This is a genomic window from Bradyrhizobium sp. UFLA05-125, from assembly GCF_059803515.1.
The window spans coordinates 15876-36304 of sequence record NZ_JBANBJ010000057.1 but is presented as its reverse complement, the minus strand read 5'-3'; the positions used below and the strand labels follow the sequence as shown (position 1 = coordinate 36304).

Below are 20429 nucleotides of genomic sequence, written 5' to 3'. Positions count from 1 at the left end.
AATGCTTCAGGCGGCGAGCGCGTGCTCGGGAGCCGGCTCGTCGTAGATCGCGATCGCCTCGAAGCGATATCCGCAGGCGCGGCATTTCCAGAGATAGGAAACCCGGCCATTGCCCGGCTCGATCCAGTCGGGATGCGCGATCCGCGTGCCGCATTGCGCACAGGGATTTTGCTTGGGGATGTCGCCGATGTCCGCTTGAATCAGGTCAGAGTGCGTCAGGTCTGATTGAATCAAATCTGATCTGGTCATGGCACGTCTCCCGATACGTGTTTTTTTTTGATTTGTGCTTTTTTAGCCATTCTTCGGCAGATGCGCGAATGGACAGGCCCGCTGTCGCGTGCGGCCTCAGCCTGCTGCACCTCACCTGCAGTGAACTTAACGCATGTTTAAGTCGTAAAGACGACGGCGCGCCCGGAAATTTTTGACGGCGACGTTTCGCCACATCATCGCCGTGTTCCACGGGCCTAACGCGAACAGGCAGGTCAATTCGACCGAGAGACATTCGATGAAAGCTTTAATCGTTGCCGCCGCAATTACGGCCGGAGTGTCATTGTCGCACGCTGCAGTCGCGGGCGAAGCGGAGTATTCCGAGATGGTTGCCGCGCATGCGCGCGCGAACGGCGTGCCGGAAGCGCTTGTTCACCGCGTCATCATGCGTGAAAGCCGCTATCAGCCGCATCTGATTGGCCATGGCGGCACGATCGGGCTGATGCAGATCAAGCTCGCGACCGCCCGCGGGGTCGGCTACAGCGGGGATGCCGCAGGCCTGCGCGATCCCGAGACCAACCTCACCTATGCCGTGAAATACCTCGCCGGCGCCTATCGCGCCGCGAATGGCGATTACGGCCGAGCTATTCGTTATTATGCAGGCGGCTATTACTACGCCGCAAAGCAGCAGCGGATGCAGATGGCGCAGCAGGCGGATGCTGTCGGCAATGCCTGGCTCGAGCCTAACGGCAACCCGCAGCCCATGTTCGCGCCGCACAAGCGGCTGGCGCGAAACGTCGCCAACGCGAGGGCGCAGGCCCAGAAATAGATTCTCGTGTCCCGGGCGCATTGCGGCGCGAAGTGCCGCAGTGCTGAACCGGGACCCATGCCGGTTCCGACCTCGTGTCTCCTTATCTGGGCCCCGGCTCAGCGGCGCACCGCGATCGCGCTGCGCCGCGTCCGGGGTACGATTTGGGGATACGCGTTGACACACAGCGTCACTGGCATACATTAGCGTTGTTCCGAGGGGTGCTCCGAGGAGGAGCTGAGATACCGCTAAATGGGTGGGAACGCCCAGGACCGCGGTGACCCTTTGAACCTGATCCGGGTCATGCCGGCGAAGGGACAGGGATGTACCAGACGACCAAACGACCGGATTCACCGGTTTCCATCATCGGCGCAGGCATCGCAGGGGCTTGGCAGGCGCTGTTGTTCGCGCAGGCCGGCCACGCCGTCACTCTGCACGAGCGCAGTGACGCGGCAATGACGGACGCCACCAGCCACTGGGCCGGCGGGATGCTCGCGCCCTATTGCGAGGCCGAGGTCGCCGAGCCCATCATCAGCCGGCTCGGCCTGCGCTCCCTCGACATCTGGCGGCGCGAATTGCCGGATACGCCATTCAACGGCTCGTTGGTCGTGGCGCTTCCGCGCGAGCGCAACGATTTCGAGCGCTTTGCAAGGATGACGCAGGGCCATCAGCGGCTCGATGCCGCCGGCCTTGCGGCGCTCGAGCCGTCACTCGAAGGGCGCTTCCGCGAGGCGCTGTTCTTCCCGACCGAGGGCCATGTCGAGCCGCGCCGCGTGCTGCCAAAACTGCATGAGCGCATCCGCGCCGCCGGCGGCACCATCAAGTTTTCCAGCGACGTCAGCGCTGGGGATCTCGATGGCATCGTGATCGACTGCCGCGGACTTGCCGCGCGAGAGCAACAATCGGAGCTGCGCGGCGTCAAGGGCGAGATGATCCTGATCGAGACCAGCGAGGTCCAGCTTGCCCGCCCGGTCCGGCTGATCCATCCGCGCTGGCCGCTCTACGTGATCCCACGCGAGGCGGGCCTGTTCATGCTGGGCGCGACCTCGATCGAGGCGGAGGACACCGGCGTCAGCGTCCGCTCCGCGCTGGAACTGCTCGGCGCGGCCTATGCGGTGCACCCCGCTTTCGGCGAAGCCCGCATCGTCGAATTCGGCTCGGGTCTTCGGCCTGCCTTCCCCGACAATCTGCCGCGCATCGGCGTTCGCGGCGACAGGATCGCCGTCAACGGCCTCTACCGCCACGGCTTCCTGCTCGCGCCGGCGCTCGCCGAGCTGACGCTCGCTTACGTCGAGCGCGGCCAGATCGACAATGAGGTGATGCAATGCGCGTGAGCGTCCAATGCGTTTGACAATCAACGGCGAGCAACGCGAGGTGAATTCGGCGAGCGTGGGCGCGCTACTCACCGAGCTCGACTACGAAGGCACGCATTTCGCCATCGCGCTCAACTACGACGTGGTGCCGAAAAGCCGCTGGGCCGAGACGAGCCTCAGGGACGGCGACGAGATCGAGATCATCACGCCGCGGCAGGGAGGATGAGGTGATGAAGGCACACACGCCGGCCACACCGCTGATGTTGCGCGAGCACACGCCACATACTCCGCTGTCATCGCCCGACTTGATCGGGCGATCCAGTACGCCGCGGCCTCTCGGTTCTAGCCGCGCCGCCTCTGGAATGCTGGACCCCCGCTGGAGCCTGTCATCGGGCTCGCCGAAGGCGAGACCCGGTGGCGGGGATGACAGCTGCATTAGGGGAACGATCGACTGTCACAACAACGGCCTTTGGTTATGGGTCCCGGCCTTCGCCGGGACGATAGAGTCTATTGAGGAGACACCTCAGACATGGTGACCTTCTACGGCAAATCCTTTGCCTCCCGCCTGCTCATCGGCAGCGCGCTCTATCCCTCGCCCGCGATCATGCAGGCCGCGATCCGCGCATCTGGCTCGAACATCGTGACCGTATCGCTGCGGCGCGAGGCGGCCGGCGGCAAGACCGGGGACACCTTCTGGAACCTGATCCGCGAGCTCGACGTCACCGTGCTGCCGAACACCGCCGGCTGCCGCAGTGTGCGCGAGGCTGTGACCACCGCAAAGCTCGCGCGTGAATTGTTCGGGACGTCCTGGATCAAGCTCGAAGTCATCGCCGACAACGACACGCTTCAGCCCGACGTCGTCGGTCTCGTCGAAGCCGCCACCATCCTGATCAAGGACGGCTTTGAGGTCTTCCCCTATTGCACCGAAGATCTCTCCGTCGCGAACCGGCTGGTCGACGCCGGCTGCAAGGTGGTGATGCCGTGGGCCGCGCCGATCGGCAGCGCCAAGGGCATCATCAACCGCGATGCCCTGAAACTGCTGCGCGAGCGACTGCCCGACGTCACGCTGGTGGTCGACGCCGGCATCGGCGCTCCGAGCCACGCCGCCCATGCGCTCGAGCTCGGCTATGACGCCGTGCTGCTCAACACTGCAATCGCAAAAGCCGCCGATCCCGTCGCGATGGCGAATGCCTTCCGCCTCGGCGTCGAGGCCGGCCGCACCGCTTACGAGGCCGGGCTGATGGACGCCCGCGACTTCGCCTCCCCGTCAACCCCTGTCGTTGGGACCCCGTTCTGGCATGCCGTATCCTGATCGCAACGCGTATCCTGATCCCTTCTACGCCGTCGTCGACAGCCTCGCCTGGGTCGAGCGCCTGGCCAAGCTCGGCGTCGGCACGATCCAGCTCCGCGCCAAGAATCTGAACGACGCCGAAGCGCTCCAGATCGTTACCGACGCGCTCGCGGTGACGAACGGCACGCCGGCAAAACTCGTCGTGAACGACTATTGGCGCGCGGCGATCGTCGCCGGTGCAAAGCATCTGCATCTCGGTCAGGAGGACCTGGTCGACGCCGACCTCAAGGCCATCCGCGATGCCGGCCTGACGCTCGGCATCTCCACCCATGACGACGCAGAGCTTGCGACCGCGCTCGCGGCCGAGCCCGACTACGTCGCGCTGGGGCCGATCTTCTTCACCACGCTGAAATCGATGCGCTTCGAACCGCAGGGCATTCCAAAGATCACCGAATGGAAGAAGCGCGTCGGCAGCATCCCGCTGGTTGCGATCGGCGGCATCAAGTTCGAGCACGCCGCGGAGATCTTTGCAGCGGGCGCGGATTCCATCGCCGTCGTCAGCGACGTCACGCAGAATGCCGACCCGGATGCGCGGGTCAAACAATGGCTCGGGCTTAGTAGCAAGGAGGCTGCGTGATGCATCTCGTTACACACACCGCCGTCATCGCCCGGCTTGACCGGGCGATCCAGTACGCCGCGGCTTCTCCGTATTACGGTACGGCCTCTGGAATACTGGATCCCCGCTTTCGCGGGGATGACAGCGGCATTTGTCTTTCGCGCAGCGATACCAACGAAGCAGCGATACCAACGAATTAGTAAGGAGGATCTTTCATGAACATCCGCTCCAACCCTGAAAAAACCATCCCCGCCGTCACCACCGGCCCGCTCCCCTCCTCGCGCAAGATCTTTGCATCCCCGGAGGCAGCGCCCGATCTGCGCGTGCCGCTGCGCGAGATCATCCTCTCCGAAGGCGCCGGCGAGCCGAACCTGCCGGTCTACGACACCTCGGGCCCCTACACCGATCCGAGCGTGACGATCGACGTCAACGCGGGCCTGTCCCGCAATCGCAAGGCCTGGGTACAGGAGCGCGGCGGCGTCGAGGAGTATGAGGGCCGCACGATCAAGCCTGAGGACAATGGCGGCGTCTCCGCCGAGAAGGCCGCCCGTGCGTTCAGTGCCTATCACAAGCCGCTGCGCGGCCTCGACGGACACAAGATCACGCAGCTCGAGTTTGCCCGCGCCGGCATCATCACCAAGGAGATGATCTACGTCGCCGCCCGCGAAAACCTTGGCCGCAAGCAGCAGCTCGAACGCGCGGAAGCGGCGCTTGCCGACGGCGAAAGCTTCGGCGCCGCGGTGCCCGCCTTCATCACGCCGGAGTTCGTGCGCTCCGAGATCGCGCGCGGCCGCGCCATCATTCCGAGCAACATCAATCACAGCGAGCTCGAGCCGATGATCATCGGCCGCAACTTCCTCACCAAGATCAACGCCAATATCGGCAACTCGGCGGTGACCTCGTCGGTCGAGGAAGAGGTCGAGAAGATGGTGTGGGCGATCCGCTGGGGCGCCGACACCGTGATGGACCTCTCCACAGGCCGCAACATCCATACCACCCGCGAATGGATCCTGCGCAACTCGCCGGTGCCGATCGGCACCGTGCCGATCTACCAGGCGCTGGAGAAGTGCAACGGCGACCCGGTGCAGCTGACCTGGGAGCTCTACAAGGACACGCTGATCGAGCAGTGCGAGCAGGGCGTCGACTATTTCACGATCCACGCCGGCGTGCGCCTGCAATACATCCATCTCACCGCCAACCGCGTCACCGGCATCGTCTCGCGCGGCGGCTCGATCATGGCGAAGTGGTGCCTGGCGCATCACAAGGAGAGCTTCCTCTACACCCATTTCGACGAAATCTGCGACCTCATGCGCAAGTATGACGTCTCGTTCTCGCTGGGCGACGGCCTGCGTCCGGGCTCGATCGCCGATGCCAACGACCGCGCGCAGTTCGCCGAGCTCGAGACGCTGGGTGAGCTCACCAAGATCGCGTGGGACAAGGGCTGCCAGGTCATGATCGAGGGCCCCGGCCACGTGCCGATGCACAAGATCAAGATCAACATGGACAAGCAGCTGAAAGAGTGCGGCGAGGCGCCGTTCTACACGCTTGGACCGCTGACCACCGACATCGCGCCGGGCTATGACCACATCACGTCAGGCATTGGCGCGGCCATGATCGGCTGGTTCGGCTGCGCCATGCTCTGCTACGTCACGCCGAAGGAGCATCTCGGCCTGCCCGACCGCAACGACGTCAAGACCGGCGTCATCACCTACAAGATCGCGGCCCACGCCGCCGATCTTGCCAAGGGTCACCCGGCCGCCCAGCTCCGCGACGACGCGCTCTCCCGCGCCCGTTTCGAATTCCGCTGGACCGACCAGTTCAACCTCGGCCTCGATCCGGATACGGCAAAGAGCTTCCACGACGAGACCCTACCGAAGGAAGCCCACAAGGTCGCGCATTTCTGCTCGATGTGCGGTCCCAAATTCTGCTCGATGAAGATCACGCAGGACGTGCGGGATTACGCGGCAACGCTGAACGACCCGAACAATGTCGGCATGTCGATGGCCGGCACCATCGAGGACGGCATGGCCAAGATGAGCGAGAAGTTCAAGGAGATGGGCTCGAGCGTGTACCTGGATGCGGAGAAGGTGAAGGAGAGTAACCGGGCGCTGTGAGACTCTCTGCCCGTCGTGTTCGAGCTTGATCCGAACATCCAGCGAAAGTGAAGAGGCCGGGCGAAAGCCCGGCTTTCTGTTTAACCACCTAAAGAGATGCACCCGGGTGAGAGCGCCGCTGCTTCAGCTCAACGACGCCAATTCACGCGCGAGATTGTCGCGGGCGCGCCGATCGTACTTCGCGGCGAAGCCGGCATCGGGATAGATGACCGGGCGGGCGGCAAACCGGCGAAGCACCCTGGCGCGGCCGGCGCGATAGTCGGCATCGCTGACGTGGATGAACTCCTGCCGGATGGCGGCGGCATAGGCATCGTAGCGTGCAGGCTCTGCGCCGAGGATGCTGAGGTCGATCGCGATCAGGATCGCGCCAAGGCGATCATCCGCCTTGACCTCGTGCGTTTTCGTCAGGCGGATCAAGCGGCCGACTTCGAGGCTGATATCGGCGCCGACGTGCCGTTCGGCCAGTTGGGCGCTGAGCTCTTCGTTATCCGATCGGGTCGGATCGTAGACGACGTCGTGCCACCAGATCGCCTCCGTCAGGATCTCGCGCTCGCGCACTGAGAGCGCTTCCACCTGCGCCAGCGCAGCGAGACAGTCCTCTATGTGCGCGAGGTTGTGATAGTGGCGGCCGGGTGCCGCATAGGCGGCAGCCAATTCTTCACGGTTCATCACCGAGGTATAGGATACGAAGGGTAGAAATGGTAGCCGTCGGTCCGAGCCGCCGGCTCGCCCGCCGCATGCGAGTTTCATTGGCCCCTTCGATGTCCGACAGCAAGCGTAGCCCGGATGAGCGAAGCGATATCCGGGATTCGCTGCCACCCCGCATTATCGCTGACGCTCATGCGGGCTACAAAACCTATGGACCTCTGATTTGCCCGTGACCGCCTTCCACCGCCTCCCCGACCAGCTTCGCGCCAATCTTCGCCTGGTCTTCGTCGGCACCGCCGCCAGCACGCGCTCAGCCCAACTCGGGCACTACTACGCCCATCCCGGCAACCGCTTCTGGCGCGCGATCCATGAAGCCGGCATCACGCCGCGGCGTTATCAGCCGGGCGAGTTCGCGGCGCTGCTCGAACTCGGGATCGGCTTCACCGATCTCTCCAAGTCCGGCGCTGGGATGGATCACCAGATCGAGGCTGAAACGATCGACGTGGCGGGGTTTCGGAGCAAGATGAAGAAATATCGTCCGAAGACGATCGCGTTCACGAGCAAGAAGGCTGCGAGCCTGTTCTACGGAAAGCCGTCCGCGATGATCTCGCTCGGGCGGCAGCAGGCTGATGGGCAATTTCCCGACGTGTTCGTCCTCACCTCCCCGTCCGGCGCCGCATCCGGCCATTGGACGTTGGAGCCTTGGCGCGAGCTTGCGGCGTGGATCGCTGCTTAGGGTGGGTTCGGAATAGCACCCCACACTCGGCGTCGTCCCGGCGAAGGCCGGGACCCATAACCCCAGGGAGCGGTTTGGCGAAGATTCGTCGCCCGGTACTCCTGCCACCCGCAGTCGATAAATCCCGCGGTATGGGTCCCGGCCTTCGCCGGGACGACACCTGTGGATTTGGCAACGCAATGCTGTCAAAATGCCACGTAGCTTTGCTCCCGCGTTGCGCATCTCGTGTATCTCGCTCCGCGGATCGATGGAGAGCTTGCACCCATGCTGACCCTCTATTCCTACCCTCAACTCTTCGGCGTCGCCGACAACAACGGCTATGGCCTCAAGGTCTACGCGTTCCTGAAGCTCGCGGGCGTGCCGTTCGTGCACGAGCATGTGTTCGATGCCTCCGCCGCGCCGCGCGGGCAGCTGCCCTATGTCGTCGACGACGGCGAGACGATCGGCGACAGCGAGACGATCATCGCGCACGCAATCGCGAAGTATCGGCTGACCATCGATGCCGGCCTCTCACCGGAACAGCGTCGGACCAATCTCCTCGTCACGCGCATGTTGGATGATCTCTACTGGGTGATGTCGTATTCGCGCTGGAAGGACGAGCGCTATGTCGGGGCGTTTTGCGACGCGTTCATGACGCAACATCCGAAAGTGGATGCGGAGGGGCTGGAGAAGGCGAAGGCGTACAACGCGCAGCGCTATTATTTTCAGGGCATCGGCCGCTACACGCCTGACCAGGCCTATGCGCGGGGGCTCGCCGATCTCGAGGTGCTGGCCGAGATCGTGCCTGCGCAGGGTTTCGTGCACGGGCCGGCGCCGACCAGCGTCGATGCCGGCATCTACGGCTTTCTCGCTAACATCCACTTCTTCCCGATCCCGACGCCGCTGAAGGCGTTCGTCGATGCGCACGAGAATCTCGTCGCGCATTGCGAGCGGATTCATGCGGCGGTCGGTTCGTAGCTCGTAGGGTGGGCAAAGCAAAGCGTGCCCACCACTTCTGTCTCAGTCAAGGAAAGATGGTGGGCACGGCGCTTCGCGCCTTTGCCCACCCTACGCACCTCGTCTACCGCATCGTGATCGCAAGACCGCTGAGGTCCGCGTTCGCCATCAGGCCTACTTGCGTGCCGGAGAGCTCCAGCACGGCGCCCTTCTGGTTGGTCAGCACGATGGCGCGGGCGCCGGCGCCCACCGCGAGGCCGGCACCGGCGGCGCCGTAGACCCCGGCGACATCGGAGGGGCGGAAGATGTTGGAGACGCGGCCGCGCAGCACGGTCTTGGAGCCGCCGAACACGAGGCCGTAGTCGAGGCCGCCGGTCGAGAGCGGATAGGCGCGGCCGCGGAAGTTGAGCACGCCCGAGCCGCCCGAGCCGCCGATGATCCAGCCCGCCTTGTAGATCGTCAGCGTCACGAAGCCACTGTCGGCCCGCGCGGCGGTGGAGAGGCCGGCGAAGGCGATGACGGCGACGAGCGCGGCGCGGAGGGTGGATGCGAACTTCATGAGGGCGACTCCGAAAAATGGTTGGCAGGGGATAAGCGAATCAGGACGCGCGAATCTATCCGATGGATCGCGGCGGCAAAATGTTCGGCAGGCGACAGCAGCGCGCATGGTGCGCCCCTCTCGCCGTGGGTGGGGAGAGGAGGACGGAACGCCACTGTGGAATTGTGCTGGTGATTTGCCCGACGTGTCAACCGCCTTTTCGGTCTTCCCGAATGGCACCTTTTCGTCCATTTCTACTTTGCATGGGGTTGTTTTCGACATTTTGTCGGAGCAGGGCGAGCCGCCTCCCCCGGATGAGCGAAGCGATATCCGGGATCTTGATGAAATCCCGCATGTCGCTACGCTCATGCGGGCTACGCGACTCTCCATGACACGAGGTGACCCATGCCGATCCAGCATTTCGCACCGCCGCCGCACGTCAAGGCGCCGCCGCTGTCCTTTGCCACCCGCGTCGGCGATCTCCTGTTCATCTCGGGCATTCCCGGCTTCGACGCCCATGGCGCGCTGCCCGAGGGTTTTGAGGCGCAGTTCGCCAACGTCGTCATCAACATCAAGCGGGTGCTGACGGAAGCAGGCGCGACGGTACACGATCTCGCCAAGGTCAATGTGCTGCTGACCCGCGCCTCCGATGTCGCACCGATGAATGCGCTCTATGCCGGCGCGTTCGGCCCACCGCCCTATCCGGCGCGCACCACCTGTGTAGTCCACGCGCTGCCGGACCCGAGGATGCTGATCGAGATCGAAGCGGTGGCGTCGCTGGCGAAGTGACACGAACGCGTCGCAACTGACATATACGTGAACGACGGCAGCATCGGCTTGCAACGGGGCCGCTTTTGCCGCACGAGTTTTGCGGACTTCACGCGTCAACAAGGGGATAAAATTTCAATGCGTCGCGTTCTTGCTGTTTGTGCCGTCGCCGGCATCGCCTCGTCGGTCTTTGCCGTGCCGGCATCTGCCAAGGTCGGCTACTATGTGATCCGCTGGGACAACACCGGCATTTGCCAGATCTGGAACGAGGACCTGCGCTACAAGCCGACAGAGTGGCCGTCGACCTACAAGGTGGTCAGCAAATCATTGCCGACGTTCACCGCCGCCAATGACGTGCAGCTCAAGCTGCGGGCCGAGCGCCGCTGCACGCTGTAAGCGGAAAGCAGAGATCATCGATCTTGCGGGGCGGATGCGCTGACGGCGTCATCCGCCTTTTCATTGCACGGGCGGTTAGCCCTCATTTTCCAGCCCAATTCCTGCGATTTCCACGCGCCCGGCTTTGAACCTGTTTCGGCCAGGGAACTACTCACCTGTTGTCCGGGCTGCACTCCCCAAGCGGCCCGCACCAGCCTCCCCAGACATTGTCGGGAGGAGCATCACATCTTTCATTTGAGGAGCTATCCATGCGTCGTTTTTCCATGCTGTGTGCCGCTGTCGGCATTGCTGCTGCTGCCTTCGTTGCCACCAGCCCCGCTGAAGCCGCCGGCTATCACCTGATCCGCTGGCAGAACACCGGCATCTGCCAGATCTGGGACGAGAGCCTTCCGACCACGCCGTGGCCGTCCGACTATCATCGCGTCAGCGGCTCCGTTCCGACCTTCGTCGACGCGCTCGCACTGAAGGAGCATGCGCTGAAGAAGGGTCACTGCACCCTCTAAGCTTTCGTCGATCGGCGAACCTTTCGAAGGGGCAAGGGCGCGAGCCGCGTCCTTGCCCTCTGCGTTTTGACAAGGGGGACAAGCTTGATGCGCATTGTAATGGCGAAGGCTGCAGTTCTCGGACTGTCGCTTCTGGGGTTGGCGATGCCGGCGCAAGCGCAGACCTTGCAATCCTTCCGCGTGATCTCGCCGATCTTCAGCCAGCTTGTCAGCTTTGACATGCCGTCGAATTTTGCCGCGGTGTTCGAGAACACCAAGGGCGGTCACTATATCCGCGAGGCCGCGCTCAAGGGCGAGAGCGCGCAAGCCTGGAGCCAGATGATCACGGTCACCGGCGAGAAAGGTGTTTCCGGCAATCCGGGCCTTACCCCGGAAAAATTCGCCGGCAACATCGCCGGCGGCTTCAAATCCGCCTGCCCCGAGAGTTTTGCCGCAAAAGCGCTCGGCACCACAAAATTCGGCGGCTCCGATGCATTCATCGCCGTGATCGGCTGCGGCAGCGTCGACACCAGCCCTGAGCGCCACAGCGAAACCGCGCTGCTGATCACGCTGAAGGGCGAAGCCGACTACTACACCATTCAATGGGCCGAGCGCGGCCCCGCCTCCGGCAAGCCGCCGCTCGACGACGAGAAATGGCCGGCACGCCTGCGCGAGCTGCGTCCGATCGACCTCTGCCCGATCGTCGCGGGCGAGAAGGCGCCTTATCCAAGCTGCGTGAACAGAAGCTGACGCCTCATGCGTCCTTGTGCGCGCCGGGGTGGATCAAGATGTCCCGCGCGGCGGCGAGGTCGAGGAAGGCCTGCTCGCTGCCGCCGCGGTCGGGATGCATGGTCTTGGCGAGACGGCGATAGGCCTGGTGGATGTCGTCGCAGGTGAGCTGAACCGCGAGCGGCAGGCCGAGCGTGCGGCGCGCGCGTTCTTCGTTGGTGAGCTTCTTCGGCAACGCGTTGCGGCGGCCGAAGCGCGGCGCGGTCAGGCCGTGGATCACCTCGAGCACGACACCGAGGCGACGCTGCGCCGCGACCGTAATGTCGTGGGCTTGCCCGTCATGGGCTGCCTGACGCAGGATCGGAATCGCCTGCTCGGCCGCCTGGCGCAGCGTCGTGTCGGTGCTTGCACGCGCGATTTCGGCTGCAAGCCGGCCCGCCTCGTCCCAGTCGACGGTGTGGGCGGTCCGCAAACGTTCGAGGGCCAACTTCCAGGATTCAATCCGGTCCATCATGTGCGCAACACTTAGCAACGAAAGCGAGTATGCCAAGCGCGGCGTTTCCGACGTCTTAATTTCGGGTTAGCCTTTCGCGAAACTTCGACACGAATCCGGCGGGAATTTCCGCGCATCTTGCCGGCGTCGGCCTCCTCAATGAGGCCTGATCGGCGCATCGCGGATCGCGCGGCATCCAAAACGGGATGACAGCAACGCGCAAAGGTAGCTTGGCGTTTCGATTGGTTCGGTTTTGAATTAGCTTGTCGGCAACACAAGAAAAGCAGTCGAGGAAGCGCCATGTCCCTGCTCGCCAACCAGTCGCAGTCATCACCGGCGCAGGATCCGGCATCGGCCGCGCGATCGCGACAGGCTACGCGTGCGAAGGGGCGCCCGTCGTGCTGTTCGACATCAACGCGGGCGCGGCGGCAGACACCGCGGACGAGATCCGCAGCGCCGGAGGAACCGCCGACAGTTTTGCCCTCGACATCACCAGCCGCGACGCCTGCTTTGCACTGGCAAAGGAAGTTGCCGAAAAGATCGGGCAGGTCTCGATCCTCGTCAACAATGCCGGCATCACCCGCCGCAACGCTTTCACCGCGGACACCGAAGCCGTCGCGAAGGACTGGCAGGACATCATCTCGCTCAATCTCAACGGCGTCTTCAACATGACGCAGGCTTATCTCGCGCCGCTGCGGGCCACAAAAGGCAGCATCGTCAATATCGGCTCGATCCAGTCCTTCGTGCATCTGCGCACGCCGAGCTCGGCAAGGAAGGTGTGCGCGTCAACGCCATCGGACCGGGCTTCATCGAGACACCGCTGAATGCCCAGGTGCGCGCCACCAATACGGCGCTGGTGCAGGCCTTCCTCGATCACACCCCACTCGGGCGCACCGGCAAGCCCGAGGACATCGTCGGCCCAGCGATCTTCCTGGCGTCTGATCTGTCGGCCTACGTCACCGGCTCGATCTTGATGGTCGACGGCGGCTACAGGACCGTGTGAGCGGGCTACGCAGCTTGTGCCAATGGCGGCCACTTTGCGGTTATCCCAAGGTCATCTGGTGCATTCCGTCGTTGTTAACCATCCGTTAACCAAACCCGACCACCGTAGAACTACGGCTTGGGGGTCGTTTGTTCTCGATCCGCTTTCAACGATGGAAGCGGGCGTTGGTCGGGAGGTGTGTTGATGACCATTGTTCACTCTGCTGCGTCCGCGTCGGCTATGCAGCTTCTTTCCCCCAATGAAATCGTTCCGCTCCTGATCGGGTCGACTGTCGGCGAGATCGAGCGCGAGCTCGTGCTCCAGACGCTCGCCCGCTGCGACGGCAACCGCACACGCGCCGCGCGCGTGCTCGGCCTCTCCGTGCGCACGCTGCGCAACAAGATCCGGATCTACGCAGCCGAAGGCATCGACGTGCCCGCCTATCACGATTAGAGCACGATCCGGACCCGAAGGGCCGCGTCAGTGCAAAGCGTGAAGCAGTTTTCCGTCGCGACATACGCGGAACGCGTTTGCGCGCGGACCATACTCGAGACCCTGACCTCAAGTGCGATGGGCATCATCGCGCTTTAGGACGCGGCGCGGCGGCGCCACCATCTCCTGAGCGTCACGCCAAGCGCGATCGCGAGCGACAGCGCCGCGACGAAAGCCGCGGTCAGCTCGATCGCGCGCAGCAGGAAGGCGGTCATGACCGCCCAGGAGGGTTGCGGCTCTTCGGCAAAGGCGATCGGAACGATGCCCGGCACGAGGACCTGCTCGAGCCCGGCGGCAATCGCGAACACCAGCATGAACAGCAAGAGCATCTTCCATGCCGCGGTCATCAACGGCTCCGCTTGGGGGGTAATCTCGCGCAGCCGATCCAATGCCATGGCTTGCCGCGCCGCTGGTTGATGTTGATCAAGCGCGGCAAAACGGCCCCGCGCAATTGCTGCCGTCGTGAAACGCCGCTAATTAACGGGCTTCTCGATCAGGAGTAGTGGCGTGGCAGACGATCAGGGGCGGCAAGGGCGACAGGGACCTCAGGGTCCGCGTGGGCGGCAGGGCGAGCCGGGGCGAACGGGCCCGCAGGGACATCCCGGGCGGCGCGGCCCGGACGGTGAGCGCGGCAAGCCGGGGCCGCAGGGCAAGCCCGGGGCGGCCGGTAAGGCCGGACCGCAGGGTAAACCGGGAGCGCAAGGCAAGCCGGGCGAGGCTGGTTCGCGGGGACCTGTCGGCGCGCAAGGGGCAGCCGGACCGCAGGGACAGGCCGGTCCGCAAGGCCCGCGCGGCGAACCCGGCCCGGCCGGTCAGTTGCCCTCGATCGAGCAGGTGCTGCCATGGCTGGGGCAGCTCTTTGATGCCTGGGACGAGCGGCGGCGCCAGCGCGAGCGCGAAGCCGCCGAGCGCGAGGCGCTGGAAGCCGCCGTCCAGGACGACATCGATGCCGATATCTACGTTGGCGACGCGAGCGAGGAGACGGACGAGGACGACCACAGAAAAAAGAAGAAAAAGAAGAAGCACGGCAACAAGGACAAATAAGCGCAGCCGCGCCTAGTGTGCGGACCCGTTATCCTTGTGCGGCAGCATGCCCATGCGCTCGAACTGCCAGCGCATGGCGCGGTACCAGACATAGCCGACCGCCGCGCCGCAGACCGCCAGGATGACGAAGTTGGCACTGCTGTAGGAACCGCTCCACCACATCATCCAGGCGGTCCACAGCGCCGTGAAGATGACGGCACCGGCTTTCAGAGAGATCAGAGGGCGGTTCATGGTGATGCTCCGGGTTTGCTCAAAAACCCCGGCGAACATCTTCGCGCGCCGCGAGGTGCTCGACCGTGAGACAGGTCACGTAAGCCGCTAGCCGAAGCGCAGCCGCGAGCGCTCCTTCGCCTTCTCGGCCTCCGTCGCGCGGTCTCGCGCCGGCGCGTGGGTGTGCAGCGAGGTCAGGAGTCGTCGCGCGGCCTCCGACACCTCCGCCACCGCAAGATCAAATGCCGCCTCATTGGCCTGCGACGGCTTGTTGAAGCCGGACAGTTTTCGCACGAATTGCAGCGCGCTGGCGTGGATCTCGTCCTCCGTCGCCGGCGGCTCGAAATTGAACAGCGTCTTGATGTTGCGGCACATAAGTTCCTCCTGAAAGGCGCTTCTGTTCGAGGACGATCGGCGTCAGCCCAATGCTACATGCCGGGTCCGCCGATGTCATCGGCACCACGATGGGTCAGAACGGAACGGGGACGCCAAGCCGCTCGAAGAAGGCGCGCCCCTTCGGCGTGAGACGAAGCGCACGTGGAATGCGATGCGGCACGAGCGCGTGCGTCTCGGCCAGCCGCTTCAGCAGCGCATTAGCAAATGGGCCCGCCAGATGCGGAACACGCTCGGTCCAATCGTTGCAGAGGCGCATGTGAGGATCACGGCCCGGCTTGAAGTCGATTGCCTCGGCGCGACACCAGGCCAGGCCCTGCTCGGTAAGAGAGCCGTCCTGGCCGCGCAACGCGATCAGTTCGCGACGCACCAAACCGTCCAGCAGCGCCACGCCAAGCTGGCCGGCGAGATGGCAATAGCAGGTGCGCGACTGCCGGAGCGGTGTCGGCATGCGTCGCGTTCGTTCGGCATGATCGGTCCTGGTGGCGAGATTGACGAGGTTCTCGATCAGGCCAGCGACCTCATCGTCGGCGATCCGATAATACCGGAACCGGCCCTGCTGCCACACCGAGAGCAGGCGCGCGTCCGTCAGCTTCTGCAAATGCGCGCTGGCGCTCTGCGGCGACACGCCGGCAAGCGATGCCAGCTCGCCCGCAGGCAAGGCCTTGCCGCCGAACAGGGCACTCACCATGGCCTCACGCGCCGGATCGCTCAAAGCCTCCGTGAGCCGCGAAAATCCCGATTGCACCGACACTCGTGCGATCATCATCAAAAACTCCCACCCCTGATCTGGGCGCGCCCCCGCCTCATCGCAACCATCCAGAGTGCGGTCATTTCAGGATTCCGTGAAACTTTGGCGGCGCAGCCCTGCGATCCTCGGGGAACATCCCCCGAATCCCGAGGATTACACCATGATCAACGAAGCACACCAAAGCGACGCCGAACGTATTTGCAAGCTGTGGGACGAAGCCCTCGGCAACAAGGATCTCAAGTCAGCGCTCGCGCTCTATGCGGATGACGCATCCATCGAAAGCCCGCTGGTCCAACACCTCCTGAAGACCCCAAGTGGAATCGTCAAAGGCAAGGACAATTTGCGCAGCTTCATTGCCCGCGTCTTCCAGACCAATCCGCCTCAGCGCAAGCGCTTCAAGCAAGGTTTCTTCACGGACGGCCGTATCGTCACCTGGGAATATCCACGCGTCTCTCCCGACGGCGACCAGATGGAGCTGGTCGAGATCATGGAGATCGATAAGGGCCGGATCCAGCGCCACAGGGTTTATTGGGGCTGGTACGCACTCGGTTTTCTCAAGCACGAATGAGCCGGCAGGCTCTTGGGCCGGCCGCCGAATATTCCACTTGCGCGACGCAACATTGCGAAAATGTTCTGGTGGCCAGCGGTGCATCCGCCCTCGATCCTCAAAGTGACGCTGATAAGATCGCCCGCGAAGCGGCCCGGATGAAGGCGGCCGCAGCGCGGAGAGACACATGAAGATTTCGGGCGCGATGCTTACTGCCGTTTTGCTGTCCATCTCAATCCCGGCGATGGCGGCCGATTACCCGGCTCCGAAACAAGGCGACTGGATCGCGAAGGATTTCAAGTTCCACACCGGTGAGACCATGGCGGAGCTGAAACTGCACTACACCACGATCGGCGAGCCGACCGGTCAGCCGGTGCTGGTGCTGCACGGCACCGGCCAATCGGCCGCCGGCATGCTGACACCGGCTTTCGCGGGCGAGTTGTTCGGCGCCGGACAGCCCCTCGATGCGTCCAAGTATTACATCATCATTCCCGATGCGGTCGGCCACGGTAAATCGTCAAAACCGTCCGACGGAATGAAGACGAGCTTTCCGAAGTACGATTACGACGACATGGTCGAGGCGCAGCACCGCCTCGTGACGGAAGGCCTCGGCATCAAGCACTTGCGCCTCGTGATCGGCAATTCCATGGGCGGCATGCAGACCTGGCTGTGGGGCGAGAAATATCCGCAAAGCATGGATGCGCTGGTGCCGATGGCCTCGCAGCCGACCGAGATGGCATCACGCAACTGGATGATGCGGCGGATCATGCTCGACACCATCCGCAGCGATCCCGACTACAACGGTGGCAATTACACGAGCCAGCCGCGCATGATGAAATATGCCATCGTCGCCTATGGCATCGCCAGCATCGGCGGGACGCTCGCCTATCAGGCGCAGGCGCCGACGGCGGCGAAGGCCGACAAGATGGTTGACGAACGGCTCGCCGCACCAATCACCGCGGATGCCAATGACTTCGTCTATCAGTGGGAGTCCTCGCACGACTACGATGCTTCGGAACGACTGGAGCGGATCGAGGCACCGCTGCTGCTGATCAACGCCGCTGACGACGAGCGCAATCCGCCGGAGACGGGCGTTACGGAAGCGGCGATGAAGCGGGTCAAGAACGGCCGCCTATTCCTGATCCCTGCGAGCACGGAGACGCGCGGCCACGGCACCACCGGCAACGCAAAGTTCTACGCCGAGCAGCTCCGGCAATTGCTCCAAACCGCCCCGCAGCGGACGATGTGAGAGCAACGCGCGGCCGTTGATTTCGCATCGCATCAACCGCCGCGCATGCGCCGCATATGATTTGAGCATGGGCCCGCCGCTCGGGCGTTATTGCGTCAACGATACGGATCGACGCACGGGCTAGACCAAGACTGGCAATTGCCAGCTCGCACAACAATACCGGCCCGTGACTACGGGTCCCCGCCTTCGCGGGGACGACATCGGTGCATGTTGCGAGTGCGGAGCCTAATGCCCCTCGCCCTCAAGTCCACCAACGTGCTTCTGGGTGTAGAGCTCGAGGCCGATGCGGCCGATCAGGTCGAGCTGGGTCTCCAGGAAGTCGATGTGGTGCTCCTCGTCACTCATCAGCTTCTCGAACAGGTCGCGCGTGACGTAGTCCTTCACGCTGTGGCAGTAGGTGGCCGCTTCCTGGTAGAGCGCGCGCGCGCTGATCTCGGCGGCGAGATCGCAATCGATGATCTCCTTGACGTTCTGGCCGATGCGCAAGGGATCGAGCACCTGCATGTTCGGGAAGCCATCGAAGAACAGGATGCGCTCGGTGAGCTTGTCGGCGTGCTCCATCTCCTCGATGGATTCCTTGCGCCAGACCTTGGCCATGTCGCGCAGGCCCCAATTGTCGAGGAAGCGGTAGTGCAGCCAGTATTGATTGATCGCGGTGAGCTCGTGACGCAGTGCCTTGTTGAGATATTCGATAACTTTCGCGTCGCCCTGCATGATTCACTCCAGCTCTTGCGGCCTCATCGGTAATAAACCGAATTTAGAACGCATCTAAAACAAGTTTGGAACGGGAGCAACCCGTCGCGGGGTCGCACCCGGGGATAAGCTCGGCCGATTGAAGAAAAAAGAAGTCAGCAGGCTGCGAGTGCGAACTCGGCGGGCTCGACGATCTCGTCGTTGGCGGCGACCTGGTGGCTGTGCGGGCAGCCGGCACAGCAGGACTTGGCACATGGGCCGAGAGCTTCATCGATGATGGTCTTGATGGTGCGCGCGCAGCGTCCGCATTCGGCGCTACAACCGAGGCAGCCATAGACCTGCTTGGCATGTCGCACGGCGTCGTCGGAATCGGCGACGGCGGCGCGGATGTCGTCATCGCTCAGCACGTTACAGGAACAGACGATCATGGAAAACGGCAGGCCCTTCGGTGATGCACCATCATCGATATTTAAGGGCTCGGCCGGATGCAAAAGGAAAAACCGGTATTTGAAGCTATTCCAAACTGAGCCGCGATTCAGCCTAGAACGGATCTAAAGAGGCAATTTGCGCTGGATCAAGGTGCAATCGAACGCAGGCCTAGTCGCCGCCTCCGCCACCACCGCTGTCACCGCCCCCGCCGCAGTCGCTACCGCCGCTGTCACCACTGCCGCTGTCACTGCTGGAACTGCAGGAGCTATCGATCGGATTGCTGGAACTATCGACTGACGACGATGAATTGTCGCTGGAAAACCAGCTTCCCAGCGAAAAGCCGTCAGTGCTGCCAGAGTAGCTGTCGCCGCCATCGGCACCCGCGCGCGAGCGCCGCCGGCTGCGGTTCTGCACATGGGTCATCAGGACGAAGCAGACCGAGGTGGCCCCGACAGCGATCAGGGCGCTCATCATCAGACTGTTCATGGCTTGTTGCTCGGATTTCGTGCCCTCGCGGGAGCCGCCTCCCGCACGCGTTCGTCGCCTCCCGCGGGCATTCCGTTCATTGATCATTCAAGCAGGATATGGAACCTTGGGTGCGGAACCACGTCCGCGTCCGTTGTGAAAGGTAAAATCTATGAAGAAATCGCTCCTGGCACTCGCTGCCGCCGCCACACTGGCCGCATCGGCACTTGCGCCGGCGCCGGCCCATGCGCAGCGCGGTGTCGCCGCGGGCGTGGCCGCCGGCATCGTTGGCGGCGCCATCGTCGGGGGCGCACTGGCATCCCCGTATTACTACGGACCCGGTCCCGGTTACTATGATGGTCCCGGCTATCCGCCCCCGCCCCGCTACTACGGCCCGGGCCCCGGCTATGCCGCTGACGACTATTACGGCGGCTGCGTCTGGCAGCGGCAGCGCTTCTGGGATGGCTATGCCTGGCGCGTGCGCCGCGTTCGCGTCTGCGGCTGAGGAGGCCACCTTTCCCACAGATTTGTGCCGGAACGGCCGGTTTTTTGCGGGGCTTTCGTTCAGCCAAAAGCCTGAAAAAGACCGCTTTTTCTCGTCACAGCTCCGCGTGCGTTTACGGTGGATTGACCATTTGCGCGCTTCCTAGCGGGACGGCCAATTCCATCAGAGTGTGCGTGAGCCTTTGAAACCCGGCGCTCGTTTGAGCGCCTTCTCCCAGGAGAGCCCTTAGCATGAAGAAGACTTTAGTTGCCGCCCTCACGGTTGCGACGGTCGCCGGTTCGCTGGTGACCGCCACTCCGCCCGCCAAGGCCCATGACGGCGTCGGCGCCGGCCTCGCTGCCGGGCTGATCGGCGGTGCGATCGTCGGCGGCGCCATCGCGGCAAGCCGCCCCGCCTATGGCGGCCCGGTCTACGTGGCCGAGCCCCCGCCGCCCGCGCCCTGCTACTGGCAGCGCCAGCGTTACTGGGACGGTTATGGCTGGGTCGTTCGCCCGGTCCGCGTCTGCTACTGAGTTGATCGACGGGCGCACCTCGCGCCGCGATCGAAGCCCGGCCGAAATCATCGGCCGGGCTTTTTTCTTTCGTGCTCGCTAG

General features: G+C 63.7%; 29 protein-coding genes, 1 pseudogene and 1 riboswitch. Of the genes and pseudogenes, 19 read left to right on the top strand and 11 right to left on the bottom strand.

Annotated features, from left to right (window positions below; all coding sequences use genetic code 11):
* Positions 1–6: 6 nt before the first annotated feature.
* A complete protein-coding gene (locus SO156_RS33815; RefSeq protein ID WP_498537797.1) occupies positions 7–249 on the bottom strand; it encodes a hypothetical protein in 243 nt (80 codons plus the stop codon).
* A gap of 256 nt (positions 250–505) precedes the next feature.
* On the opposite strand from SO156_RS33815, the gene SO156_RS33810 reads away from it, so the two are divergent.
* The 6 genes from SO156_RS33810 to thiC all read left to right on the top strand — a co-directional run bounded on the left by SO156_RS33810 (position 506) and on the right by thiC (position 6349).
* Entirely contained in the window at positions 506–1036 is a 531-nt protein-coding gene (locus tag SO156_RS33810; RefSeq protein WP_498537796.1) for a transglycosylase SLT domain-containing protein, read from the top strand.
* Between the two features lie 186 nt (positions 1037–1222).
* Positions 1223–1351, top strand: a riboswitch (TPP riboswitch).
* Positions 1339–2349, top strand: a complete 1011-nt coding sequence (locus SO156_RS33805; protein WP_498537795.1) for an FAD-dependent oxidoreductase — start codon at positions 1339–1341, stop codon at positions 2347–2349. Its footprint overlaps the riboswitch before it by 13 nt.
* 7 nt (positions 2350–2356) lie before the next feature.
* A complete protein-coding gene (gene thiS / locus SO156_RS33800; protein ID WP_458147417.1) occupies positions 2357–2554 on the top strand; it encodes a sulfur carrier protein ThiS in 198 nt (65 codons plus the stop codon).
* A 303-nt stretch (positions 2555–2857) separates the two neighbouring features.
* Complete coding sequence (locus SO156_RS33795) at positions 2858–3640, top strand: thiazole synthase (RefSeq protein WP_498537794.1); 783 nt, start codon at positions 2858–2860, stop codon at positions 3638–3640.
* Positions 3627–4256: a thiamine phosphate synthase gene (locus SO156_RS33790; RefSeq protein ID WP_458147419.1), complete on the top strand. Its 630-nt coding sequence runs from the start codon at positions 3627–3629 to the stop codon at positions 4254–4256. The genes SO156_RS33795 and SO156_RS33790 overlap by 14 nt, the downstream gene beginning before the upstream one ends.
* A gap of 194 nt (positions 4257–4450) precedes the next feature.
* Positions 4451–6349 (top strand): phosphomethylpyrimidine synthase ThiC, encoded by a 1899-nt coding sequence (gene thiC, locus SO156_RS33785; protein ID WP_498537793.1) that lies wholly within the window; start codon positions 4451–4453, stop codon positions 6347–6349.
* A gap of 123 nt (positions 6350–6472) precedes the next feature.
* Here the strand turns inward: thiC and SO156_RS33780 are convergent, their stop codons facing one another.
* On the bottom strand, positions 6473–7018 hold the full coding sequence (locus SO156_RS33780) for an HD domain-containing protein (RefSeq protein WP_458147431.1): 546 nt from the start codon (positions 7016–7018) through the stop codon (positions 6473–6475).
* A gap of 202 nt (positions 7019–7220) precedes the next feature.
* Between SO156_RS33780 and SO156_RS33775 the strand changes: the two genes are divergently transcribed.
* Positions 7221–7733 (top strand): mismatch-specific DNA-glycosylase, encoded by a 513-nt coding sequence (locus SO156_RS33775; RefSeq protein ID WP_498537792.1) that lies wholly within the window; start codon positions 7221–7223, stop codon positions 7731–7733.
* A gap of 264 nt (positions 7734–7997) precedes the next feature.
* On the top strand, positions 7998–8690 hold the full coding sequence (locus SO156_RS33770; protein WP_498537791.1) for a glutathione S-transferase family protein: 693 nt from the start codon (positions 7998–8000) through the stop codon (positions 8688–8690).
* 103 nt (positions 8691–8793) lie between these two features.
* Here the strand turns inward: SO156_RS33770 and SO156_RS33765 are convergent, their stop codons facing one another.
* Positions 8794–9228: a hypothetical protein gene (locus SO156_RS33765; protein WP_458147423.1), complete on the bottom strand. Its 435-nt coding sequence runs from the start codon at positions 9226–9228 to the stop codon at positions 8794–8796.
* A 384-nt stretch (positions 9229–9612) separates the two neighbouring features.
* Between SO156_RS33765 and SO156_RS33760 the strand changes: the two genes are divergently transcribed.
* From SO156_RS33760 to SO156_RS33745, 4 genes are all read left to right on the top strand, one after another.
* Positions 9613–9996 carry a RidA family protein gene (locus SO156_RS33760; RefSeq protein WP_498537790.1) on the top strand — a complete coding sequence of 128 codons (384 nt, stop codon included), beginning with the start codon at positions 9613–9615 and terminating at the stop codon, positions 9994–9996.
* A gap of 117 nt (positions 9997–10113) precedes the next feature.
* Positions 10114–10371: a hypothetical protein gene (locus tag SO156_RS33755; RefSeq protein ID WP_498537806.1), complete on the top strand. Its 258-nt coding sequence runs from the start codon at positions 10114–10116 to the stop codon at positions 10369–10371.
* A gap of 248 nt (positions 10372–10619) precedes the next feature.
* Entirely contained in the window at positions 10620–10874 is a 255-nt protein-coding gene (locus SO156_RS33750) for a hypothetical protein (RefSeq protein ID WP_498537789.1), read from the top strand.
* An 87-nt stretch (positions 10875–10961) separates the two neighbouring features.
* Positions 10962–11603, top strand: coding sequence for a hypothetical protein (locus SO156_RS33745; protein WP_498537788.1), 642 nt, complete (start codon positions 10962–10964; stop codon positions 11601–11603).
* A 4-nt stretch (positions 11604–11607) separates the two neighbouring features.
* Here SO156_RS33745 and SO156_RS33740 read toward each other — a convergent pair whose 3' ends face one another.
* Positions 11608–12096: a J domain-containing protein gene (locus SO156_RS33740; protein ID WP_498537787.1), complete on the bottom strand. Its 489-nt coding sequence runs from the start codon at positions 12094–12096 to the stop codon at positions 11608–11610.
* A 279-nt stretch (positions 12097–12375) separates the two neighbouring features.
* On the opposite strand from SO156_RS33740, the pseudogene SO156_RS33735 reads away from it, so the two are divergent.
* Positions 12376–13078 (top strand): annotated as a pseudogene (locus SO156_RS33735) (SDR family NAD(P)-dependent oxidoreductase).
* Positions 13079–13261: 183 nt separating this feature from the next.
* Positions 13262–13510, top strand: a complete 249-nt coding sequence (locus SO156_RS33730) for a helix-turn-helix domain-containing protein (protein ID WP_458147616.1) — start codon at positions 13262–13264, stop codon at positions 13508–13510.
* Positions 13511–13644: 134 nt separating this feature from the next.
* Here the strand turns inward: SO156_RS33730 and SO156_RS33725 are convergent, their stop codons facing one another.
* Positions 13645–13896 (bottom strand): hypothetical protein, encoded by a 252-nt coding sequence (locus SO156_RS33725; RefSeq protein WP_458147617.1) that lies wholly within the window; start codon positions 13894–13896, stop codon positions 13645–13647.
* 160 nt (positions 13897–14056) lie between these two features.
* On the opposite strand from SO156_RS33725, the gene SO156_RS33720 reads away from it, so the two are divergent.
* Positions 14057–14593 (top strand): collagen-like domain-containing protein, encoded by a 537-nt coding sequence (locus SO156_RS33720; RefSeq protein ID WP_458147618.1) that lies wholly within the window; start codon positions 14057–14059, stop codon positions 14591–14593.
* Positions 14594–14605: 12 nt separating this feature from the next.
* Here the strand turns inward: SO156_RS33720 and SO156_RS33715 are convergent, their stop codons facing one another.
* From SO156_RS33715 to SO156_RS33705, 3 genes are all read right to left on the bottom strand, one after another.
* A complete protein-coding gene (locus SO156_RS33715) occupies positions 14606–14824 on the bottom strand; it encodes a hypothetical protein (protein WP_498537786.1) in 219 nt (72 codons plus the stop codon).
* A gap of 87 nt (positions 14825–14911) precedes the next feature.
* Positions 14912–15178: a DUF2277 domain-containing protein gene (locus SO156_RS33710; RefSeq protein ID WP_458147620.1), complete on the bottom strand. Its 267-nt coding sequence runs from the start codon at positions 15176–15178 to the stop codon at positions 14912–14914.
* 94 nt (positions 15179–15272) lie between these two features.
* Positions 15273–15965 (bottom strand): ArsR/SmtB family transcription factor, encoded by a 693-nt coding sequence (locus SO156_RS33705; protein ID WP_498537785.1) that lies wholly within the window; start codon positions 15963–15965, stop codon positions 15273–15275.
* Between the two features lie 142 nt (positions 15966–16107).
* Between SO156_RS33705 and SO156_RS33700 the strand changes: the two genes are divergently transcribed.
* Complete coding sequence (locus SO156_RS33700) at positions 16108–16515, top strand: nuclear transport factor 2 family protein (protein ID WP_458147622.1); 408 nt, start codon at positions 16108–16110, stop codon at positions 16513–16515.
* Between the two features lie 166 nt (positions 16516–16681).
* Positions 16682–17743 carry an alpha/beta fold hydrolase gene (locus SO156_RS33695; protein WP_498537784.1) on the top strand — a complete coding sequence of 354 codons (1062 nt, stop codon included), beginning with the start codon at positions 16682–16684 and terminating at the stop codon, positions 17741–17743.
* Positions 17744–17968: 225 nt separating this feature from the next.
* Here the strand turns inward: SO156_RS33695 and bfr are convergent, their stop codons facing one another.
* From bfr to SO156_RS33680, 3 genes are all read right to left on the bottom strand, one after another.
* Positions 17969–18457, bottom strand: a complete 489-nt coding sequence (gene bfr / locus SO156_RS33690) for a bacterioferritin (RefSeq protein ID WP_027522416.1) — start codon at positions 18455–18457, stop codon at positions 17969–17971.
* Between the two features lie 134 nt (positions 18458–18591).
* On the bottom strand, positions 18592–18864 hold the full coding sequence (locus SO156_RS33685) for a (2Fe-2S)-binding protein (protein ID WP_283040766.1): 273 nt from the start codon (positions 18862–18864) through the stop codon (positions 18592–18594).
* Positions 18865–19033: 169 nt separating this feature from the next.
* Entirely contained in the window at positions 19034–19351 is a 318-nt protein-coding gene (locus SO156_RS33680) for a hypothetical protein (protein WP_498537783.1), read from the bottom strand.
* A 151-nt stretch (positions 19352–19502) separates the two neighbouring features.
* On the opposite strand from SO156_RS33680, the gene SO156_RS33675 reads away from it, so the two are divergent.
* Together SO156_RS33675 and SO156_RS33670 are read left to right on the top strand one after the other, a co-directional pair.
* Positions 19503–19835, top strand: coding sequence for a hypothetical protein (locus tag SO156_RS33675; RefSeq protein WP_458147625.1), 333 nt, complete (start codon positions 19503–19505; stop codon positions 19833–19835).
* A gap of 230 nt (positions 19836–20065) precedes the next feature.
* A complete protein-coding gene (locus tag SO156_RS33670) occupies positions 20066–20347 on the top strand; it encodes a hypothetical protein (RefSeq protein WP_458147626.1) in 282 nt (93 codons plus the stop codon).
* The last annotated feature ends 82 nt before the right edge of the window (positions 20348–20429 follow it).

Excerpts from the sequence above, each read along its gene's own strand:
- SO156_RS33695 (WP_498537784.1), top strand. The coding sequence starts at position 16,682 with ATGAAGATTTCGGGCGCGATGCTTACTGCCGTTTTGCTGTCCATCTCA.
- SO156_RS33710 (WP_458147620.1), bottom strand. The coding sequence starts at position 15,178 with ATGTGCCGCAACATCAAGACGCTGTTCAATTTCGAGCCGCCGGCGACG.
- SO156_RS33670 (WP_458147626.1), top strand. The coding sequence starts at position 20,066 with ATGAAGAAGACTTTAGTTGCCGCCCTCACGGTTGCGACGGTCGCCGGT.
- SO156_RS33715 (WP_498537786.1), bottom strand. The coding sequence starts at position 14,824 with ATGAACCGCCCTCTGATCTCTCTGAAAGCCGGTGCCGTCATCTTCACG.
- SO156_RS33805 (WP_498537795.1), top strand. The coding sequence starts at position 1,339 with ATGTACCAGACGACCAAACGACCGGATTCACCGGTTTCCATCATCGGC.
- SO156_RS33680 (WP_498537783.1), bottom strand. The coding sequence starts at position 19,351 with ATGAACAGTCTGATGATGAGCGCCCTGATCGCTGTCGGGGCCACCTCG.
- SO156_RS33740 (WP_498537787.1), bottom strand. The coding sequence starts at position 12,096 with ATGATGGACCGGATTGAATCCTGGAAGTTGGCCCTCGAACGTTTGCGG.
- SO156_RS33795 (WP_498537794.1), top strand. The coding sequence starts at position 2,858 with ATGGTGACCTTCTACGGCAAATCCTTTGCCTCCCGCCTGCTCATCGGC.
- SO156_RS33745 (WP_498537788.1), top strand. The coding sequence starts at position 10,962 with ATGCGCATTGTAATGGCGAAGGCTGCAGTTCTCGGACTGTCGCTTCTG.
- SO156_RS33770 (WP_498537791.1), top strand. The coding sequence starts at position 7,998 with ATGCTGACCCTCTATTCCTACCCTCAACTCTTCGGCGTCGCCGACAAC.
- SO156_RS33810 (WP_498537796.1), top strand. The coding sequence starts at position 506 with ATGAAAGCTTTAATCGTTGCCGCCGCAATTACGGCCGGAGTGTCATTG.
- thiC (WP_498537793.1), top strand. The coding sequence starts at position 4,451 with ATGAACATCCGCTCCAACCCTGAAAAAACCATCCCCGCCGTCACCACC.
- SO156_RS33685 (WP_283040766.1), bottom strand. The coding sequence starts at position 18,864 with ATGATCGTCTGTTCCTGTAACGTGCTGAGCGATGACGACATCCGCGCC.
- SO156_RS33750 (WP_498537789.1), top strand. The coding sequence starts at position 10,620 with ATGCGTCGTTTTTCCATGCTGTGTGCCGCTGTCGGCATTGCTGCTGCT.
- SO156_RS33765 (WP_458147423.1), bottom strand. The coding sequence starts at position 9,228 with ATGAAGTTCGCATCCACCCTCCGCGCCGCGCTCGTCGCCGTCATCGCC.
- SO156_RS33725 (WP_458147617.1), bottom strand. The coding sequence starts at position 13,896 with ATGACCGCGGCATGGAAGATGCTCTTGCTGTTCATGCTGGTGTTCGCG.
- SO156_RS33780 (WP_458147431.1), bottom strand. The coding sequence starts at position 7,018 with ATGAACCGTGAAGAATTGGCTGCCGCCTATGCGGCACCCGGCCGCCAC.
- SO156_RS33760 (WP_498537790.1), top strand. The coding sequence starts at position 9,613 with ATGCCGATCCAGCATTTCGCACCGCCGCCGCACGTCAAGGCGCCGCCG.
- SO156_RS33705 (WP_498537785.1), bottom strand. The coding sequence starts at position 15,965 with ATGATGATCGCACGAGTGTCGGTGCAATCGGGATTTTCGCGGCTCACG.
- SO156_RS33730 (WP_458147616.1), top strand. The coding sequence starts at position 13,262 with ATGACCATTGTTCACTCTGCTGCGTCCGCGTCGGCTATGCAGCTTCTT.
- SO156_RS33790 (WP_458147419.1), top strand. The coding sequence starts at position 3,627 with ATGCCGTATCCTGATCGCAACGCGTATCCTGATCCCTTCTACGCCGTC.
- SO156_RS33675 (WP_458147625.1), top strand. The coding sequence starts at position 19,503 with ATGAAGAAATCGCTCCTGGCACTCGCTGCCGCCGCCACACTGGCCGCA.
- SO156_RS33815 (WP_498537797.1), bottom strand. The coding sequence starts at position 249 with ATGACCAGATCAGATTTGATTCAATCAGACCTGACGCACTCTGACCTG.
- SO156_RS33755 (WP_498537806.1), top strand. The coding sequence starts at position 10,114 with ATGCGTCGCGTTCTTGCTGTTTGTGCCGTCGCCGGCATCGCCTCGTCG.
- thiS (WP_458147417.1), top strand. The coding sequence starts at position 2,357 with ATGCGTTTGACAATCAACGGCGAGCAACGCGAGGTGAATTCGGCGAGC.
- SO156_RS33700 (WP_458147622.1), top strand. The coding sequence starts at position 16,108 with ATGATCAACGAAGCACACCAAAGCGACGCCGAACGTATTTGCAAGCTG.
- bfr (WP_027522416.1), bottom strand. The coding sequence starts at position 18,457 with ATGCAGGGCGACGCGAAAGTTATCGAATATCTCAACAAGGCACTGCGT.